This window comes from Pseudomonas sp. F-14 TE3623 (genome assembly GCF_053629015.1).
The window spans coordinates 5,606,074-5,626,035 of record NZ_JBRJHM010000001.1 but is presented as its reverse complement, the minus strand read 5'-3'; the positions used below and the strand labels follow the sequence as shown (position 1 = coordinate 5,626,035).

Sequence of the window (19,962 nt, the reverse complement as noted above, 5' to 3'; positions counted from 1 at the left end):
CGATACATCCCTCAAACCCCTTTAAAGATGGCCGGCCGCTTCTCGATCATCGACCGAACACCCTCCTTGGCATCCTCGCTGTTCAGCAATGTCTTCACCAGCGCCGGCAAGGCCTGAGCTGCCGCCATTTCACCCTCATAGCGCGCCTGCCGGGCCGACATCAATGTCGCCTGAACCCCCAGCGGCGCCTGCCGGGCAATCCGCTCCGCCAATTCAATGGCCCGAGGCAACAAGTCCTCGCTGGCCATGACCTCCTGCACCAACCCCAGATGCAAGGCTTCATGAGCGTCGAACTCATCGCCAGTAAGCAACCAGCGCATGGCATTGCCCCAGCCGGCGACCTGATGCAGGCGCAACGTGGCGCCGCCGAACGGGAAGATCCCGCGCTGCACTTCCTTCTGGGCAAAACGGGTATTGCTGGCGCACAGGTTGATGTCGGCAGCCAGCATCAACTCGATGCCAACGGTCAGGCAGTAGCCTTGAGCTGCGACAATCACCGGTTTGTTGGCCCGAGGGCCTGCGAGCACGCCCCACGGGTCGCAGCCACCGGGCGGTGCCTGCCAGCCTTCGGCCAGGGCCGCGCCGGCGCTGACCAGATCGAGCCCGGCAGTGAAATGCTCGCCATGGCCGAACACCACCGCGACCCGCGCTTCACTGTCGGCCTCGAACTCGCCATAGGCCAGGCTGAGTTCGTTGAGCAGGTCGAGGTCGAAGGCATTGCGTTTGGCCACCCGATCCAGGCCGATCATCAGGACATGACCGCGCCGTTCACGGGTTACATGACTGGGGCTGGGCTGATTCATAGGACATTTCCTCGGGTGGGGAAGGGGGTGTCAGACCGCAGGTCTGCGTCACAAGAGTGAACCGTTTTAGCGCCATCGTCAGCAGGGCCGGGCCTTTGCAAAATAGACCGTCGCACAATTATCCGCAAAGCCCGTGACACAACGGTATGCGCCGGTTTTTTCCGATAAAAAAAGCTCCCTTTTCGGGCGAATTCCGGTATAGTGCGCGCCGGCCTTTAACCGGGCCGCGTTTAGGTAGCGCAATTCCCCGAAGCCAGCTTCGGCTGCACGTCCGCACAGCGGACTCTTCCTTGACGAATCTTTTTCATTCATTCGTTTTCGCAAATCCCCGCCGACAAAGCAGCCAGGGCGACTCTTGAGTCTTACACGGCATGCGCAGCTTTGGAGCATGGGTCTTTGCGGATGCACTTAGAGGCAGACCCATGACCCAGGAAACCGGCGGCTTCGCCGCTTTTAATCTTAATCCGAATATTCTTGCAGCTGTCATTGCGACCGGCTACGAAGAACCTTCGGCTATTCAGCAGCAATCGATCCCGATCATCATGGCCGGTCACGACATGATTGGTCAGGCGCAAACCGGTACGGGTAAAACCGCCGCGTTCGCCCTGCCGATCCTGCACCGCATCGATCCTGCCAAGCGCGAGCCGCAAGCCCTGATCCTGGCGCCAACCCGTGAGTTGGCGCTGCAAGTAGCAACCGCTTTCGAAACCTACGCCAAGCAAATGCCGGGCGTTACCGTTGTGGCCGTTTACGGCGGCGCGCCTATGGGCCCACAACTGAAAGCAATCCGTAATGGCGCACAGATCGTTGTCGCCACACCGGGCCGTCTGTGCGACCACCTGCGTCGTGACGAAAAAGTTCTGGCTACCGTGAACCACCTGGTTCTCGACGAAGCCGATGAAATGCTCAAACTGGGTTTCATGGACGACCTCGAAGTTATCTTCAAGGCCCTGCCTGCTACCCGTCAGACCGTATTGTTCTCGGCCACCCTGCCGCAGTCGATCCGTGCCATTGCCGAACGCCATCTGCGCGATCCGCAACACGTGAAGATCCAGACCAAGACTCAGACCGTTACCGCGATCGAACAGGCTCACCTGTTGGTTCACGCTGACCAGAAGACCTCGGCTGTATTGAGCCTGCTGGAAGTGGAAGATTTCGACGCCCTGATCATGTTCGTGCGCACCAAGCAAGCGACCCTGGACCTGGCCAGTGCCCTGGAAGCCAAAGGCTACAAAGCCGCTGCGCTGAACGGTGACATCGCTCAGAACCAGCGTGAGCGCGTGATCGAATCCCTCAAGGATGGCCGTCTGGACATCGTTGTGGCGACCGACGTTGCCGCTCGTGGTCTGGACGTTCCGCGCATCACTCACGTGTTCAACGTTGACATGCCGTATGATCCTGAGTCCTACGTTCACCGTATCGGCCGTACTGGCCGTGCCGGTCGCGAAGGTCGTGCACTGCTGCTGGTGACTCCTCGCGAGCGCCGCATGCTGCAAGTGATCGAGCGTGTAACCGGTCAGAAGGTTGCCGAAGTTCGTCTGCCGGATGCCCAGGCCGTTCTCGATGCCCGCATCAAGAAACTGACCAACAGCCTGTCGCCGCTGGTCGCTGATGCCGAATCGACTCACGGTGATCTGCTGGATCGCCTGACCGCCGACATCGGTTGCACCCCGCGTGCACTGGCCGCTGCTCTGCTGCGCAAGGCAACCAACGCTCAGGCGCTGACCCTGGCCGCAATCGAGAAAGAACGTCCACTGGTGCCGAACAGCGCACCGCGTGGTGATCGTCCAGAGCGTTCCGGTGATCGTCCGGACCGTGGTGATCGTGAGCGTCGTGCTCCGGTTCCATTGGCTGAAGGTCGTGCTCGTTGCCGTACCGCGCTGGGTGCGCGTGATGGTATCGCTGCCAAGAACCTGCTGGGCGCCATCCTGAATGAAGGCGGTTTGGCGCGTGAAGCCATCGGCCGCATTCAGGTGCGTGACAGCTTCAGCCTCGTCGAGCTGCCGGAAGATGGTCTGGAGAAGCTGCTGACCAAACTGAAGGACACTCGCGTTGCCGGTAAGCAGTTGAAGCTGCGTCGCTATCGCGAAGATTGATCCGCTCTCGGGCTGATTGATCGCACATAAAAAATCCCCGACTGGTTCGGGGATTTTTTTTGCCTGCTGTTTCTGCCCGGCTTTTGAGCGGAGTCGCCTCCTTCGCGAGCAAGCCCGCTCCCACACTTGATCTTCAGTGAATTCAGAATTCATGTACGACGCAGATCCAGTGTGGGAGCGGGCTTGCTCGCGAAGGGGGCAATTCGGTCTACCTGTCAGCCAAAGCGATAAATGTCCATCCCCAGCGCCCCCATGGTGAACCCTTGGTGCGCAATGCTGAACTCACCCCCGGCCGCGCGGGCAAAGTACAGCGGCAGCAGATGCTCGTCACTCGGATGGTTACGCGCAGCATTTGGAGCTTGCTGGCGATAGTCGTGCAATGCGGCTTCGTCGTTCGCTTCGAGTTTCTCGATCACCCAGTCGCGGAACACCTTGGCCCAGGGTTCGACGCTTTCCGGGCCGGCGTGCCAGTCCAGTTCGCGCAGGTTGTGGGTGATGCTGCCGGATCCAATCAACAGCACACCATGCTCGCGCAGGCTGGCCAAGGCATGGCCGACGCGGGTTTGCAGGGCAGGGCCGCCACGGGTGGGCAGCGAAACCTGCACCACCGGGATATCAGCTTGCGGATACATCAACGACAAGGGCACCCAAACACCGTGGTCGAACGGTCGCTGGCTGTCAATGCGCGCCGGCAGGCCATCGGCCTTCAGCAGCTCGACCACCTCCGCCGCCAGTTGCGGATTGCCTGGGGCCGGGTATTGCACCTCGAACAAGGCCTGCGGAAAGCCGCCGAAGTCGTGCCAGGTTTCAGGCTGAGGGTTGCCGCTGACCAGCAGTTCGCTGCTTTCCCAGTGCGCGGAAACCATCACGATGGCCTTGGGTTTCGGTAATGCTGCGGCCAGGCGCGCGAGAGCCGGCCCGCTGGCGCCAGGTTCCAGGGCTAGCATCGGGGAGCCATGAGAGATATACAGGCTGGGGAACATGAATGAGCTCCTGAGAGTAAGATGGCACCATCTTCAGTCAGATCATTGATCTAAATCTAATATAAGTTTTAGGGTCTTTTGATCGAATTTTTCGGGGTTAATTATGCAGCCGGAGTTTTGGCACAAACGATGGGCGTCGAATCAGATCGGCTTTCATCTGCCGGAAGTGAATCCTTATCTGCAACGGTTCTGGCCAGCGTTGGGCCTGGAAGAGGGCGCTCGCGTGCTGGTGCCGCTGTGTGGGAAAAGTCTGGATCTGTTGTGGCTGGCGCACCAAGGTCATGAGGTCTTGGGGATTGAGCTGTCGGAAAAGGCCGTGGAGGACTTCTTCGGTGAGCATCAATTTGACCCGGACGTCAGTGAGCAGGGGCCGTTCAAGGTCTATCGGGCAGGGTCGATCGAGTTGTGGTGCGGTGATTTCTTTGAGCTGACGGCAGGCGATGTCGCTGACTGCAGCGGGCTGTACGACCGCGCGGCGTTGATTGCCCTGCCGCCGGCGATGCGTGAGCAATACGCGGCTCATCTGATTCGGATTCTGCCGAAGGATGCTTTAGGGCTTTTGATTACGCTGGATTACGACCAGGCGCAAATGGACGGGCCGCCGTTTGCTGTGCTTGATGACGAAGTGCAACGGTTGTTCGGCGATGTGTGGGCGCTGAAGATTCTGGAAGACCAGGACGTTCTGGGTGAGAGCTGGAAGTTTCTTGAGGCCGGTGTCACGCGGCTTGAAGAGCGGGTTTATCGGGTTTCCAGCCATTAAGGTGTGTTGAGTTTGCAGGCCTCTTCGCGAGCAAGCCCGCTCCCACAGTTGCCCGCGTGATCTGAATGGACGCGGTCCACTGTAGGTGCGAGGCTTGCCCGCGAAGAGGCCCCGAAGAGCACCGCACTAATCAAACAGACGAAAAAAAGGCCCGCATTCACTGCGGGCCTTTTCTTTTAGTGCAGAGCTTGTCAGCCCCGACGACGCAATGCGTCAATACGCTCTTCCAGCGGCGGGTGGCTCATGAACATGCGGGCGAACCCTTGTTTGAGACCGCCGTTGATGCCGAAGGCATTCAGGGTGTCCGGCATGTGCACCGGCAGCCCTTGTTCTGCACGCAGACGCTGCAGGGCACCGATCATTGCGCTGGTACCCGCCAGGCGTGCACCGGCATCATCGGCACGGAATTCGCGTTTGCGCGAGAACCACATGACGATGGCGCTGGCCAGAATACCCAGAACCAGTTCGGCGAAGATGGTCGCTACGTAGTAGGCGATACCTTGGCCTTCTTCGTTCTTGAAGATCACCTTGTCGACAAAGTTACCGATGATCCGGGCGAAGAACATCACGAAGGTGTTCACCACGCCCTGGATCAGCGCCAGGGTGACCATGTCGCCATTGGCCACGTGGCCGATTTCGTGGGCCAGAACGGCTTTCACTTCATCCGGCGAGAAACGCTCGAGCAAGCCCTGGCTGACCGCGACCAGTGCGTCGTTCTTGTTCCAGCCGGTGGCGAAGGCGTTGGCTTCATAGGCCGGGAAAATCCCGACTTCGGGCATCTTGATCCCGGCTTCGCGGGACAATTGCTCGACAGTTTGCAGCAGCCATTGCTCGTGCCGGGTGCGCGGCTGGCTGATGATCTGGGTGCTGGTGCTCATTTTCGCCATCCACTTGGAGATGAACAGCGAGAACAGGGAACCGGCGAAACCAAAGACCGCACAGAAAATCAGCAGCTGATTGAGGTTGAGATCAACCCCGTTGGCCGCCATGAACCCGTTGAAGCCGAAAAGGCTCAGGGTGATGCTGGCAATCAGCACGACCGCCAGGTTAGTGGCCAAAAACAGCAAAATGCGCATCATGGTTGTAGAAATCTCCTCGTGCTAAAGATGTAGCGTACTGCGGGGTATATAAGGTGCTGCACCGGGCTATTCAACCGAGTGACTATTTCAAACTGTGTCCTACAGCAACAGTCTAGCGGCTTGAAGGGCATTTCCGACGTCGGCATGGGAAACGGTTGTCAGCCAATTAGCCTCGCAGGCCCCCGCCGTTGTTAGGCGCGGGCATGAAACGTGTCATCGGTCAGCGCTTGAAACAACGATGCAGGGTAGGGTGCAAAGATATGTTGCTGAATTAATCACCGTGCGACTTTAACCCGCGTCGCACGGTGACAGGCCACTTACTGGCGATAGGATTTGAGGAAGTTACCGATCCGGCCAATCGCCTGGTCCAGGTCGTCGAGCCGTGGCAGGGTGACCACACGGAAGTGGTCCGGCCATGGCCAGTTGAAGGCCGTGCCCTGTACCACCAGCAGCTTCTCCGAGAGCAGCAGGTCGAGCACGAATTTCTCGTCGTTGTGGATCGGGCAGACTTTCGGATCGATCCGCGGGAATGCATACAGCGCGCCCATCGGCTTGACGCAGCTCACGCCCGGAATGTCGTTGAGCAGTTCCCAGGTACGATTGCGCTGTTCCAGCAGACGCCCTTGCGGCAGCACCAGATCGTTGATGCTCTGATAGCCGCCCAGCGCGGTCTGGATAGCGTGCTGGCTCGGCACGTTGGCACACAGGCGCATGTTGGCCAGTATGTCGATGCCTTCGATGTAGCTCTGTGCGTGGTGTTTCGGACCGGAAATGGCGATCCAGCCGGAACGGAAGCCAGCCACGCGATAGGACTTGGACAGGCCGTTGAAGGTCAGGCACAGCAAGTCTGGCGCCAGCGAGGCGGTGCAGATGTGCACGGCATCGTCGTACAGGATTTTGTCGTAGATCTCGTCGGAGAACACCACCAGATTGTGCTGGCGGGCCAGTTCCAGCATGCCCAGCAGCACTTCCTTCGAATACACCGCGCCGGTCGGGTTATTCGGGTTGATGATCACCAGCGCCTTGGTGTTCGGGGTGATCTTGGCCTTGATGTCGGCCAGGTCCGGCCACCAGTTGGCCTGCTCGTCGCACAGGTAATGCACCGGGTTGCCACCCGCCAGGCTTACTGCGGCAGTCCACAGCGGGTAGTCGGGAGCCGGCACCAGCACTTCGTCGCCGTTGTTGAGCAGGGCCTGCATCGACATCACGATCAGCTCGGAAACGCCGTTGCCCAGGTAGATGTCTTCGATGCCGACGCCTTCTACCTGCTTTTGCTGGTAGTACTGCATCACGGCCTTGCGGGCGCTGAACAGGCCCTTGGAGTCGCTGTAGCCTTGGGCGGTCGGCAGGTTGCGGATCACGTCCTGAAGGATTTCATCCGGCGCTTCGAAACCAAAGGGTGCCGGGTTGCCGATGTTCAGCTTGAGGATGCGATGGCCTTCCTCTTCCAGGCGTTTGGCGTGCTTGAGCACTGGGCCGCGAATGTCGTAGCAGACGTTGGCGAGCTTGTTCGATTTGCTGACCTGCATGGCGATGTGTTCCCGAAAATGAACGATCCAGGCGGCGTATGAACGACCGTACTGGGAATCCTGCGTATTCACACAGGCCTGACGCCTTGAGTGGCGGCACTCATAATCCGTTTGAATGCGCGTGGTCTGGCTGCCAGACTGGCGTTTGACGAGGCGCAATCATACGTGCCGCCCGATCCGTGGAAAAGGTACAGATCGGGCTTTTTCAGCTGCTGAGGTGTGATCATGGAAAAGTTGGAAAAAACCCTGGAAGAATGGCGGGCCATGCTCGATCCGGAGCAGTATAACGTTTGCCGCCTCAAGGGCACCGAGCGGCCATTCTCCGGTAAGTACAACGACAGCAAGGTCGACGGTGTTTACCACTGCATTTGCTGCAACGCGCCGCTGTTCGACTCAAAGACCAAATTCGATTCCGGCTGCGGCTGGCCGAGCTTCTACGCGCCGATCGGCGACAGCGCGATGGTCGAGATCCGTGATGTCAGCCACGGCATGATCCGCACCGAAGTGGTCTGCGCCACATGCGATGCTCACCTGGGGCATGTGTTCCCGGACGGTCCGCCGCCCACTGGTCTGCGTTATTGCATTAATTCGGTGTGCCTGGACCTCGTTCCCCGCCAATAAACTGCATCGTTGCGCAGGGTCGCGGATGTACCTTGCTTGCGTAGGAGCAGCCTTCGGCAGCTCCTACGATGAGGGGCGCGTGCGGGTACCTATTGATTTATTAAATTGCACACAATTCAATTGCTCGCTATGTTTAGCCTTTGTCCTTCCACTCGGAGTTCGTGCCATGAGCGACAACCTGCTGAGCATTCCTTGCACCACCATCAAGGGCGAGCAAAAGACCCTGGCCGATTTCGCCGGCAAAGCGGTGCTGGTGGTCAACACCGCCAGCAAATGCGGGTTCACCCCGCAGTACAAAGGCCTCGAAGAGTTGTGGCAGACCTACAAGGATCAAGGCCTGGTGGTGCTCGGCTTTCCCTGCAATCAGTTCGGCAAGCAAGAGCCGGGAAACGAAGGGGCGATTTCCGAGTTCTGCGAGTTGAATTACGGAGTGAGTTTCCCGCTATTCAAGAAGATCGAAGTGAATGGTTCCGACGCCCATCCATTGTTCGTTCAGCTGAAAAAGCGCGCACCGGGCTTGCTGGGTTCCCAAGGCATCAAGTGGAACTTCACCAAGTTCCTGATCGGCAAGGACGGCCAGATGGTCAAGCGCTTTGCTCCGGCGACCAAACCGCAGGACCTGAGCCGCGAGATCGAAGCCCTGCTCAAATGAACACGTTGTCAGTTGATTCGCTAAAGCTCGACAGTCAGCTCTGTTTCAAGCTGTACGCCGCTTCTCGGGCGGTGATCCGTGCCTACAAGCCGATGCTCGATCAGTTGGGCCTGACTTACCCGCAATACCTGGCGATGCTGGTGCTGTGGGAATGGCAGGAGGCGGCGCCGGAGCAGCCGACGGTCAAGGCCTTGGGTGAGCGCCTGGCGCTGGATTCCGGGACCTTGACGCCGCTGCTCAAACGGCTTGAGCAACTGCAGCTGGTGCAGCGTCAGCGTTCGGCGCGCGATGAGCGTGAGGTGCACTTGAGCCTGTCGCCCGCCGGCAAGGCTTTGCGCGATCAGGTCGGGCCGCTCAAGGCCCGGCTGTTGTGCGATAGCGGCGTCGATCTTGATCGCCTGAATGATCTGCGCGATGGTCTTGATCACCTGTTGGGGCAAATCAAAGCACTGTCGTAGTGGGTATCCACAAGTCGAGCAGGGCGGCCAGTTCTTCCCGGCGAAAAGGTTTGGCCAGGTAGTCACTCATGCCCGCCGCACGGCAGCGTTCGCGTTCTTCGGACATGGCGTTGGCGGTCAGGGCGACGATGGGCAGCTGTGGCCAACGCCCGCTGCGACGGATCTGCCGGCTGGCTTCATAGCCGTCCATCACTGGCATGTTGCAGTCCATCAGTACCAGATCGAATTCACTCTGCTCAAGCTGATCCAGCGCTTCGCCGCCGTGGGCCGCGATGCTCACCTCGCAACCGAGTTTTCCGAGCATTCCCTTGGCCACCAACTGATTGACCGGGTTGTCTTCCACCAACAGGATGCGTCCGCGTCGCTGGGGTGAGATGGCTTCGATCCGGGCACCGTTGATCGTGGTGAGTTCCGGCTGCAAGATCCGCCGCAATGCCTGATAAAGCGCATTGCGCGCCAAAGGCCGCGCCTGCTGCTGCAAAGGCGCCAAGGCGTTGGCTTGCTCTCCGGGCAGAAAACTGCCGTAAGCGGTCACCAGCAGAATCGGCGCGGTGAAGGTTGGGCGCAGGCCAAACAGGCATTCGGGGCAGTCGGTGATCAGTACATCCGGCTCTAGGCCGATTAACCGGTCATCGATGGAACGCTGCTGATAGTCGAGCCCCCAGCCGGGCAGCAGATTGCTCAACAGTTCCGCCAGACCGCTGCTGGCGGCGGTGATCGCGACGATGTTGCCCCGCAAGGCTGCCGGAGAAATGGCCCGGGTATGGCAGGGCAGGGGCAGATCGGCGCAGAACTGGCTGCCGAAGCCCGCTTCCGAGCTAATCGTCAGACGGCCTTGCATGGCTTCGCAGAGGCTATAAGTCAGCGCCAGGCCCAACCCGGTCCCGCCGAATTGCCGGGTAATGCCGGCACCGGCCTGGGTGAACGGCTGGAAGATTTTGACCTGCGCATCCTGGGCGATGCCGATGCCAGTGTCGCAGACTTCGATTCGCACACCGTCTTCGAACATAGAAAGACGCACATCGACCCGCCCGAAACGGGTGAATTTGAGGGCGTTGGACAACAAGTTGCTGACGATCTGCCGGACCCGGGTCGGATCACCGAGCACCAGTGCGGGAAATTGCGGATCGATCAGGCATGCCAACTCGACACTCGGCGCGGCGTTCTGGGACAGCAGATTGGCGGTGTCTTCGATCAGCGAGCCAAGGTCGAATGGAATGTGTTCGAGTTCGAGCTGGCCGGCATCGAACTTCGACAGGTCGAGAATATCGTTGAGCAGTTCCACCAGTACTTTGCCCGAGTCATGGGCGATGGACAGCTGTTGCTGCTGCTCGGCATTGAGCGGGCCGTCCAGCGAGAGCGCGATCATCCCCAGCAGACCGTTGAGGGGCGTACGGATTTCATGACTCATGTTGGCCAGAAACACCGAGCGCGCTTCGGCCATGTCCAGGGCAGTGCTGCGGGCGACTTCCAGCTCCTCGTTGGATTGGCTGAGGCGGGTATTGATCGCCTTGAGTTCCGCGGTGCGGGCCGAGACGATGTTTTCCAGTTGCGAGAGGTAGTCGGTCAGACGGTTTTCGGCGTTGCGCCGTTGCTGGATTTCGGTGGCGATATTTTCGAACTGCTGATTGGCGACCTTGACCAAGACCCCGATTTCATCGTTTTCATGCCCCGTCGGACACTCCAGCAACGTCGGTTCCGCGCTGCGCGGATCACGGCCACTGAGTTCGCGGATAACCCGCACCAGCGGTTTGGTCAGCATCACGTAAAACAGCGCCAGCAGAATGCCCGTGAGAATCAGGCTGCGCGCGAAGCCGTTGAGCAGGGTCACTTCGGCCCGGCGCAGGAAACGACTGCCGAAGGTGTAGGTATCGACTTCCAGGCGCAAGGTCCCGAGGGACTCGTCCGGCAATTGGTCGAGGTAAAGGCGGTCTTCAAACTGCCGGTTGGCACCGAACAGGAAGTCGCTGATCATCCGGTCATTGTTTTCCAGACCCGGACGCTTGACGCTGGCCAGCACGGTATTGTTGTTGTCGGTCAGTTGCGCGCCGATGATCGCCGGGGAGCGCAGCAGACCCAGGGCCAGTTCCTGAGCGAGTTCGGCATCGATGTTGTAGGCGATGCGGGAGGCGGGGTTATGGCTGATTTCCAGCAAGGACAGTATTTCGCGGTTGATGGAGGCGTCTTCGCTGGCATAATCGATGCCTATTTGCAGCAGGCTGAGCAGCGTGCCCAGAATGAAACCGGCCAGCACCGTAATCCTGGCTTGTTTGTACGACAGCCGGTGGCTGAACTTGATATCCATGGGATGTTGAACCACTTCCGTTTCCCTTCGCTGCTCAAGCATAGTCGATCATCAATGGATACCGATGTTCTCGCAAAACACCTGTAGGGGGTGTAGATGCTGTGTTTCGTCGTTGTACCGCCATCATTACCGTGAACGTGCCCGAGGAGAAGACGTGGATTCCCGATTGAATGCTTTTCTTGAACGCGCCGATGCCGTTCTGGCCCGTATCGAGCCGCTGCTTCCCGCCCCTCGACAAGCCATCGACTGGACGCACTGCCTGGCCGCACGCTGGCAGCGCGAGGGGCGCAGCGGTTTTCTGTTGCCGCTGCAAGTCAGCCTGGACACGCGTTTGTCCGACTTGATCGGCGTTGACCGGCAACTGGAGCAACTGGGCCGCAACACCCAACAGTTCCTCGACGGCATGCCAGCCAACCACGCTTTGCTCTGGGGCTCGCGTGGCACCGGTAAATCGTCGCTGGTGCGCGCCTTGCTGTCGGAACACGCCAAGAGCGGCCTGCGGCTGATCGAGATCGAACGCGATCACCTGGCGGACTTGCCGCGCGTGGTCGAGCAGATCGCCAAGTTGCCTCAACGTTTTGTGCTGTTCTGCGATGACCTGTCGTTCGAGTCGGGCGAGGGCGATTACCGCGTGCTCAAGAGCGTGCTCGATGGTTCGCTCGAGCAGGCGCCAGACAACGTTCTGCTGTACGCCACCTCCAACCGTCGCCATCTGGTGCCGGAGAAGGAAAGCGATAACGAGAACTGGAAAAGGGTCGATGGCGAACTCCATCCCAGTGAGGCGATGGAAGACAAGATCGCGCTGTCGGACCGTTTTGGCCTGTGGCTGTCGTTCTATCCGTTTACTCAGGAGCATTTCCTCAACGTCGTCGAGCACTGGATCGGTCAATTGGCCGACAAGGCCGGCCTTGAGTGGCAGCGTGATGAAGAGCTGGACATCCTCGCTGTGCGCTGGGCCACGGGCCGGGGCAATCGCAACGGACGTTGCGCGTATCAATTTGCCCGCTATTGGGTCGGGCTGAAGCTGTTGGAGCACAAGGCATGATCGATTTACAAAAGAGCGGCCAGGGCCTGGAGGGCTACGGCATGCTATGGGCACAGCTGGAATCATTGCTGGCAGACGAGCGTGATTTTATCGCCAACGCCGCACAATTTTCGGCGTTTCTGTTCAACCAGCTCGATGACCTGAACTGGGCCGGTTTCTACCTTAATCGCAACGAAGAACTGGTGCTTGGCCCGTTTCAGGGGCAGATCGCCTGTGTACGGATTCCATTCGGTCGCGGTGTGTGCGGGGCGGCGGCGGCCACCTTGCAGACCCAGCGGGTCGAAGATGTACATGCGTTCCCCGGGCACATCGCGTGCGACAGTGCCTCGAACAGCGAGTTGGTGGTGCCGCTGGTCAAGGACGGTCGACTGATCGGTGTGCTGGACCTCGACAGCCCGAAACTCGCGCGTTTTACCGCTGACGATCAGGCTGGTATCGAACAACTGGCGGCGATTTTCCTGCGTCTGACCGACTGCTGATCAGGCCGTCAAACCGGCCTTGATCAGTAGGCTTGACGGGTCGACCGCATCAATCTGTCGTGGGTCGAGAAAACGGTTGGCGTACTGCAAGTAGACTTCGTCGTTGATGAACAGCCCGAATAACTCGGCGTCAATGTGGGCGTCACGGCACATGGTGGCCATGATGCCCAGCGCTTCACTCAAGGTCTTGGCTTTCTTGTAAGGGCGATCGGCGGCGGTCAACGCTTCGAAAATATCGGCAATCGCCATCATCCGTGCCGGCAAGCTCATGTCTTCGCGCTTCAGCCGTTTGGGATAACCGGTGCCGTCCATTTTTTCGTGGTGGCCGCCGGCGATCTCCGCGATGTTATTGAGGTGGCCGGGGAAGGGCAGGTGATTGAGCATCAGAATCGTCTGCACCATGTGGTGATTGATGATGTAACGCTCTTCGCGGGTCAGGGTGCCTCGGGTGATGCTCAGGTTGTAGAGCTCGCCCCGGTTGTACTTATAGCGCGGCACGTCAAGCTTGAACCCCCAGGGATTGTCGTCCGGGATCAGTTCGCTGTCGGCCCGTTCGAGCAGGTGTTCGGGTTTATCCGCCAATAGCGGCTCGTTGACCGGCAGGGTCGGCGTCGGCGTCCGGGCCTGGCGCCGGTTCTCTTCCCATGAAACGCCCAGTCGATCATCCAGGGTTCGGGTCCAGGTGCGTTGAGCGATGGTGGCCAGGCGTTGCAGATCGGCATCTGCCATGGCCTCGCTGCCGAGGTTGCAGCGGGCGATGAACGCGAAATCATCATCCAGTGCCGCCAGGTTCGCATTGCGCAATTGCGCCAGATGCTCCTCGTCACCCCCCAGGGCGATGGCCTGCCAATAGTTGATCCAGGCATCACGCTTGAGCACTTCGAAACGGGTGCGGATTTCGTGGATGCGGTCGTACAGGGTCTCAAGCTTGGTGGCTTTGTCGACCACGTATTCAGGCGTGGTGACCTTGCCGCAATCATGCAGCCAGGCAGCGATGTGCAGGGCTTCCCATTCATCGTCGGTGGGCTGATAGCTGCTGAAGGCCGGGTCCTGACTGGCCGCGGCAGCTTGCGCCAGCATCAGCGTCAATGCCGGTACCCGCTGGCAATGCCCGCCGGTATAGGGACTCTTGGCATCGATCGCGCCAGCCAGCAGTTGAATAAAAGAGTCCAGCAGCTGTTTCTGTTTGGCTTGCAGGCGCTGACTTTCGATACTCACGGCGGCGGCACCGGAAACCGCCTGGAGAAACGCGATGCGGTCCGGGCGAATTTTTTCCAGGTCGTCTTGCGTGCCGCTGTCGGCCAGCAGCAGGACCAGCAGCCCGACGGTTTCGTTATGACGATTGTGCAGCCGGATACCGATCAGATGAACCCGTGGGCACTCCAGTGCGAGTAAAACCTTCTGCAAATCCCCTGCCTCTTCGAAACCCAGGCTGGTGACGACATTGTTGGCGCTCGACAATTTCTGCATCCATTGAGGGCTCTGCGGATCCTGAGGCGTGTGTCCTTGAATGGCGAATGACGGCAATGCCTGTGAGCTGCCATTGATGACCAGCGCATGAGGCTCCACGCGATCGTCATCACTTTCCCGCAGGTAGAGCAGACCGGCCTGGGCCTGGCCGATCTTCACGGTTTCAAACAACACCCGTTGCAGCAGCGGGGCGAAACGGGTCTCGGCGCTCAGGCTGTCGGTGATCTGGAAAAAACTCGCCAGGGTGTCTTTCATGCGCGCCATCGACACGCTCAGTTGGTCGACTTCAAGCACCGGCGAGCGACGGGAGGCGGGAAAATTGAAATCGAAACTACGAATCGCATCGGCTTCCTGCACCAGGGCGTGCAAGGGTTTGACCAGGATTCTCGAGGTCAGCCAACCCATCGGCAGGCACAACAGCAGCGTCGCCAGGGTAATCAACGCGCCTTGCCAGCGCATGCGGTAGGCATCGACGAGCAATTCGTCCTCCGGCACCAGTAGCGCCAATTGCAGTCCCTGCGGGCCACCCTCCTGGATGCTGCTGCGCGCCACGATCCATTGACGACCCGCGACGTTCAACCGTTTGACCTCGGGAGAACTTGTCAGCAGAGCTGCGAGATTGGGGCTCAGGTCAGCGGCTTTGATCAGCCGGGCCGTCTGCTCGTCGACAATCAGTTTGCTGCTGTCGGGGTAGGCGATGGCATTCCCCTCGGCATCGAACAGCACAATTTCGGTACTGGGGGTCACCAAATGTTCGGCCAGGGTTGCCGACAGTTCGGCCAGCGTGAGGTCGGCCCCCATCACTGCATGCTCGCCACTGCTCCGGGCCAGTGTGGTACCGACGTTGTGGGTGGAGAAAAAAAGGTAGGGCTCGGTGGTGATCTGATCGCGGTTACCGCGGGCGGCGGAGAACCAGGCGCGGGCACGGGGATCGTAGGTTTCGTCGGGGTTGTCCTGACGGCTGATGAGGGCCAGGTTCTGATCGAAAAACAATGATTGGGAGCGGATCTGACCGCTGCTTGGGTGCTCGATGCTCCATACCTGATACGCCGCCGTGTCCGGTGCCTTGACCTGTGTTTTCAGGGCGCCGGTGCGCAAAGGACGAACCATGAAGAAGTCGCCATTGCCATAACCCAGATACAGCGAGGCCAGATCGGGGTTGTCCTTGAGTGATTGGCTGAAGGGCTTGAGCAACGCCAGGCGCTGCTCAAGGTCGAGCGCCTGGGTCGCCGGATTGTCCGCCAGCAGGCTAAGCAGATGACGAATCGGCTGATAGGTGCGGTGCAGGTCCAGGCGGACATCCTGCTCGATACGGTTGAAGAGTTTTTCGCTGCTGGAAAGAATAATCTGGGTGGTTTGCCGATAGTTGAAAATACCCAGAACCACCCCGGTCAGTAACAACAGGAAGGTGAACATCACGCTGATATGGATATGCAGAGGAAACCGGCGTTGATCCGGGCGCAGTGGGCTGGGCATTGCAGCTTTCTCCATGATGATTAACACACTGCTCAGCCCCCAAGCATAGTTAATGCTCCTTCATTTTGCTTTTGTCATGGCTTGCCATCTGTTGTTGCAATGATTGCTCCAGTTCGAGCATGGCGCGCTCCATGGACTTGCTGCAATCGGCCACTTCATCGGGGTGGAACCTGTTATTGCAGGCCTGTTCGAGCGCCTCGCAGCTGTCGATCAGTCGGGAGGCCTGGACGATTCGGGCCGCGCCCTTGATTTTGTGGGCGATGTCGAGGAGTGACTGTCGGTCCTTTGACTCGGATAAGGCCAGCATCGCTTTGCGGTCCAGGCGGTTGCTGTTTAGCAGTTCGGTCAACAATCGCTGGTTTAGTGTCGGGTTGCCACCGGTCAACAGGTGCAGCCCCTCCAGACTGAAGGCCGGTTCGCGGACCGTCGGTGTGATGCCTTCGACCCATTGGCTCAAGGCCGTCAGGCTGAGGGGTTTGAACAGGCAATCGTCCATCCCGGCCAGTTTGCAACGTTGTCTTTCCTCCGGCTGTGCGTTGGCGGTGAAACCCAAAACGGTACAGGGAGGGCGTTGCAGGTGCTGTTCATGTTGGCGAATGGCACGGACCAGCTCATATCCATTCATGATCGGCATGTTGCAATCGGCAATCACCAGATCGAATGGCTGATTCTTCCATGCCTCGAACCCCGCCTCGCCGTCTGCTGCGACGTTGAACCGATGCCCGAGAAACTCCAGCTGCTGGCACATGAGCAAGCGATTGGCCGGATGATCATCGACCACCAGCACGTCCAGGGGGGCAGTGCTCAAGTGAATTTTCGGCCCGACAGGTTCCGGCATCCGTTCCGTCGGCAGGGTTGCCAGGTTCAGCGAAACCCAGACCTGTGTGCCGACTCCCGGCTGACTGTTCAACTGCAGGCTGCCGCCCATCATTTCGCACAGATTGCGACTGATCACCAGACCCAGCCCCGCACCGCCTCTGGCTGACTGGCCGGAGTTATCGGCCTGGACGAAAGGTTCGAACAACCGCTGTTGATCCTCCTCGCTGATCCCTGCGCCACTGTCTTCAACGCGCAACTGCAACTGGACCCGGTCGGGCTCGTCGGTCGGCTGCAACTCGACGCTGATCCTGACTTGGCCCTGTTGCGTAAACTTGATGGCATTGCTGACCAGGTTGGACAGCACCTGCTTGAAGCGCATCGGGTCCAACAGGACATCGGTCGCCGGTTTGGCAGGGCTGAACTCCAGTTGCAGTCCGAGATTTTTCTGCCGGGCCAACCCGTCGAAAATCCGCACCACCGAAGCTACGGTTTCAGCCAGATTGACGCGCTCCGGGCTCAGGCTCAAACGCCCGGATTCGATGCGCGCAATATCGAGAATGTCCCCGATCAGCTCCAGCAGGTCTTTCGCCGAGTGGTACGCGACGTCGATGGCGGGTCGATCCGGATGACTGTGATCGATACGTTTGAGCGTCAGTTCGAGCATGCCGATGATTGCATTCATGGGCGTGCGGATCTCATGGCTCATGGTCGCCAGAAAGGTGCTTTTAGCTCGGTTGGCAGCATCGGCTTGCTCTTTCGCGGCCCGCAGTTCATCGAACAGTTGCCGCCGTTCGCTGATGTCGATCCAGCCGCCAATGATGCCTTGCACGTCACCGCTTGAGTCGCGATAGGGAAGAATCCAGTGATAGATCGTCAGCGTGCGGCCATCGATGTGCAACGGACGGTCGAGAATCAGCGGCGTCCCCTCGGCCATGACGCGTTGGTAGTCCGCCTGATATTCCCGTGCTTCGAAGGCGTTGCCGAGGCTGCCCTGTATGACGCCTTTACCGATGATGTCTTCGCGTTTCGCGCAGAAGGTTTCCAGGTAACTGTCATTGCAGCTTTGCAGCAATCCCTGGCGATCACGCACATAGATGGGATGAGGCGTGCCATTGACCAGCGATCGCATGAATTCCAGTTGATCGCTCAAGGCGCGCTCGGCCGCTTGCCGCTGTTTTATCTGGCGCCTCATATAGGCGTTCCAGGCAATGGATATCAGCAGCAACACGCCAGCGCCTATAACGATCTGATAGAACACTCGGTGATAGTTGCGCCAGGTATTTTGCGAGGCTGCTGAATAGCCACGCCAGCGGTTGTTGATGATGCCCAGCTCTTCCGGTGCGATGCTCAGCAGTGCCTTGTCGAGGATGGCGTTCAGTTCCTTGGCGTCGCGCCCGGTTGCCAGGGAAAATGCTGCCTGTCGGGTACCGATGGTTGTGCTGATCTGGAGTGTCTGTTCGAAGATCCGCGATGAGATGAAGTAGTTGGCAATTACCAGTGAGTTCACCGCACCTTCTGCCTGGCCCTCGGCGAGCAACTCCACGGCGCTGAACGTGTCCGGGGTTTCAACCAGATTGATCCGCGGAAACTCGCTGCGCAGGTATTCCACCAGCGGATTGCCTTGGGCGATGGCCAGGCGTTTGTCCTGTAATTGCGTGAGGTTTGTCGGGCTGTCGGCCGCTTTGCGCGTCAGCAGCACAAAGGAGTTTTCCAGATAGGGGCGGCTGAAGTTCAACGTCGTTTCACGTTGGACGCTGGGGAGTAGGGCTGCGATCAGGTCGGCCTGATGGTTAGCGATCTGCTCGATCATCTCATCATCGCTTCGGCTGCGTCGGATTTCGAAACGCAAACCGGTGCGCAACCTGATCAGCTCGAGCAGATCAGCCGTAACACCTCGAAAGTTGCCGTCGCTGTCGAAAAACGTCAGCGGCGCAAACGCTTCATTGACCACGACGCGCACGACCGGATGTTGTGCCAGCCAGCGTTCTTCGCGGTGGCTGAGTTGCAGTTTGTGATCGGTGAGAAGAATGTCGCTGCCGGCACTCCAGCGTTTGGCGATGTTTTCCCGCTCGCTGGTGGGGATGGTCTTGAGTACCGCGTTGATGATCGCGAGCAGATTCGGGTTGTCCTTCTGCACGGCAAAGCTGAAACCATGGGCTTCGTGTTTACCGAAGTTGGCCATGCGGATGTTGTTCAGATACCCCTTGTTGATCATGTAGTGGGTTGAAATGGTGTCGCCAAGAAAAACGTCGGCCTGGTCGAAGGCAACCGCATTGATTGCATTCTGGTAGGACGGGTAAGAGGTGATGATTGCGTTCGGATACAGCGCCCTGACTTCGTCCAGAGGCAGATAGTGATACACCATGCTGAGCCGCATGCCGGCAAGGCCATCGGTCAGCGATCTGGTTTCTCCTTCTCGTGTGACCAGTACGGGTTGATCCACCGCATAAGGCGTGGATAGGGCAATGTCGGCATTGTCTGCCTCGAACCCATTGGCGGTGCCGAGCATGTCGACCTGGCCTTTTTCCAGCGCTTCGATCGCGGCCCCTCGGGAGGCAAAGCGCTGAACCTTGACCGGCAACCCTATGGCCTTGCCAAGGATGCCTGCGTAATCGGCGGTGAAACCTTCATAGTCATGGCCGCTGAGGGTCAGGTCGAAAGGAGGATAATCCGGGGCCGATGTCCCCAGGATCAACTCACGTTTGTCTTTAACCCATTGCCGTTGTGAGGTATCCAGTTGGACTTCCATGTGCCCGGCCGCCGAGCGACTGAGCAGGGTGTAGTGCTCACTGGTCGTCTGTGCCGCGAGTACTGAGGTGCTCAGGCATAAACCCGCGGCCATGAGCATTAGATAATCCTTGAAACGACTGGGCATCCTGTTTCTCACACTAACGCGTTACGTTTTGCCATATCGATGAGTTCAACCAGGGATTTGGCCTTGAGTTTTTGCATGAGTCGTTTTTTATAAGTACTGACCGTCTTGTTGCTGAGAAACATACCCTTGGCAATTTCTTTATTGGTACGGCCCTGAGCGAAAAGCTGTAATACCATCAGCTCTCGATCATTAACGGATTTAAATAATTCCAGGTCGGCCCAGCGCTCGTCGTCACGACGAACAGGGTTCAAGGCTTGACTGGGGAAGTAGTTGTAACCTGATAAGACCGCTTTGATCGCACTCATCAGTTCACTGAGGTCTTCCCAGTCATTTTCAAGAAAACTTGCACTAGAACATCTTTTTTAGGCATATTTTTCATGAATGCTTAAGCAAGATTTCAAAAAAATTAGCATTGATGAATTTTAGTCAGGCGCGGCTTGATTGGCAAAACCTCTTGGGCAGGGGAATTACCTTTGGAGGTTGAAAGCTGGAGTTCTATTAGAAATAAGTAT

14 protein-coding genes and 1 pseudogene are annotated in these 19,962 nt (G+C 58.7%); 7 read left to right on the top strand and 8 right to left on the bottom strand.

Going from position 1 to position 19,962, the window contains the following annotated elements; all coding sequences use genetic code 11:
• Positions 1-11: 11 nt before the first annotated feature.
• Positions 12-803: a crotonase/enoyl-CoA hydratase family protein gene (locus AB7M29_RS26090; protein WP_454248327.1), complete on the bottom strand. Its 792-nt coding sequence runs from the start codon at positions 801-803 to the stop codon at positions 12-14.
• Between the two features lie 422 nt (positions 804-1,225).
• On the opposite strand from AB7M29_RS26090, the gene AB7M29_RS26085 reads away from it, so the two are divergent.
• The gene (locus AB7M29_RS26085; RefSeq protein ID WP_052964005.1) at positions 1,226-2,899 is read left to right on the top strand and encodes a DEAD/DEAH box helicase; all 1,674 of its coding nucleotides are present in this window, start codon (positions 1,226-1,228) and stop codon (positions 2,897-2,899) included.
• A gap of 215 nt (positions 2,900-3,114) precedes the next feature.
• On the opposite strand, the gene AB7M29_RS26080 is transcribed toward AB7M29_RS26085, so the two are convergent.
• On the bottom strand, positions 3,115-3,882 hold the full coding sequence (locus AB7M29_RS26080) for a DODA-type extradiol aromatic ring-opening family dioxygenase (protein WP_454248326.1): 768 nt from the start codon (positions 3,880-3,882) through the stop codon (positions 3,115-3,117).
• Between the two features lie 103 nt (positions 3,883-3,985).
• Between AB7M29_RS26080 and AB7M29_RS26075 the strand changes: the two genes are divergently transcribed.
• The gene (locus tag AB7M29_RS26075) at positions 3,986-4,642 is read left to right on the top strand and encodes a thiopurine S-methyltransferase (RefSeq protein WP_217858813.1); all 657 of its coding nucleotides are present in this window, start codon (positions 3,986-3,988) and stop codon (positions 4,640-4,642) included.
• A 191-nt stretch (positions 4,643-4,833) separates the two neighbouring features.
• Here AB7M29_RS26075 and htpX read toward each other — a convergent pair whose 3' ends face one another.
• Positions 4,834-5,721, bottom strand: coding sequence for a protease HtpX (gene htpX / locus AB7M29_RS26070; protein ID WP_008075669.1), 888 nt, complete (start codon positions 5,719-5,721; stop codon positions 4,834-4,836).
• 317 nt (positions 5,722-6,038) lie between these two features.
• A complete protein-coding gene (locus tag AB7M29_RS26065; protein WP_052964158.1) occupies positions 6,039-7,250 on the bottom strand; it encodes a pyridoxal phosphate-dependent aminotransferase in 1,212 nt (403 codons plus the stop codon).
• Positions 7,251-7,475: 225 nt separating this feature from the next.
• Between AB7M29_RS26065 and msrB the strand changes: the two genes are divergently transcribed.
• The 3 genes from msrB (at position 7,476) to AB7M29_RS26050 (ending at position 8,981) form a co-directional block, all read left to right on the top strand.
• The gene (gene msrB, locus AB7M29_RS26060) at positions 7,476-7,871 is read left to right on the top strand and encodes a peptide-methionine (R)-S-oxide reductase MsrB (protein ID WP_217858812.1); all 396 of its coding nucleotides are present in this window, start codon (positions 7,476-7,478) and stop codon (positions 7,869-7,871) included.
• Between the two features lie 166 nt (positions 7,872-8,037).
• Positions 8,038-8,523, top strand: a complete 486-nt coding sequence (locus tag AB7M29_RS26055; protein ID WP_454248325.1) for a glutathione peroxidase — start codon at positions 8,038-8,040, stop codon at positions 8,521-8,523.
• On the top strand, positions 8,520-8,981 hold the full coding sequence (locus AB7M29_RS26050; RefSeq protein ID WP_038982224.1) for a MarR family winged helix-turn-helix transcriptional regulator: 462 nt from the start codon (positions 8,520-8,522) through the stop codon (positions 8,979-8,981). Before AB7M29_RS26055 ends, AB7M29_RS26050 begins: the two co-directional genes overlap by 4 nt.
• On the opposite strand, the gene AB7M29_RS26045 is transcribed toward AB7M29_RS26050, so the two are convergent.
• On the bottom strand, positions 8,965-11,286 hold the full coding sequence (locus tag AB7M29_RS26045) for a response regulator (protein ID WP_454248324.1): 2,322 nt from the start codon (positions 11,284-11,286) through the stop codon (positions 8,965-8,967). The two genes, AB7M29_RS26050 and AB7M29_RS26045, sit on opposite strands and share 17 nt — an antisense overlap.
• Positions 11,287-11,440: 154 nt before the next feature.
• On the opposite strand from AB7M29_RS26045, the gene AB7M29_RS26040 reads away from it, so the two are divergent.
• Complete coding sequence (locus AB7M29_RS26040) at positions 11,441-12,331, top strand: ATP-binding protein (protein WP_454248323.1); 891 nt, start codon at positions 11,441-11,443, stop codon at positions 12,329-12,331.
• Positions 12,328-12,810, top strand: coding sequence for a GAF domain-containing protein (locus AB7M29_RS26035; RefSeq protein ID WP_007940023.1), 483 nt, complete (start codon positions 12,328-12,330; stop codon positions 12,808-12,810). The genes AB7M29_RS26040 and AB7M29_RS26035 overlap by 4 nt, the downstream gene beginning before the upstream one ends.
• Here the strand turns inward: AB7M29_RS26035 and AB7M29_RS26030 are convergent, their stop codons facing one another.
• From AB7M29_RS26030 to AB7M29_RS26020, 3 genes and pseudogenes are all read right to left on the bottom strand, one after another.
• The gene (locus tag AB7M29_RS26030; RefSeq protein WP_454248322.1) at positions 12,811-15,756 is read right to left on the bottom strand and encodes an HD domain-containing phosphohydrolase; all 2,946 of its coding nucleotides are present in this window, start codon (positions 15,754-15,756) and stop codon (positions 12,811-12,813) included. It lies immediately after the preceding gene.
• Positions 15,757-15,805: 49 nt separating this feature from the next.
• Entirely contained in the window at positions 15,806-19,450 is a 3,645-nt protein-coding gene (locus AB7M29_RS26025) for a transporter substrate-binding domain-containing protein (RefSeq protein ID WP_217858808.1), read from the bottom strand.
• 8 nt (positions 19,451-19,458) lie between these two features.
• Positions 19,459-19,809: pseudogene (locus AB7M29_RS26020) on the bottom strand (LuxR C-terminal-related transcriptional regulator); the annotation flags it as partial.
• Positions 19,810-19,962: the final 153 nt, after the last annotated feature.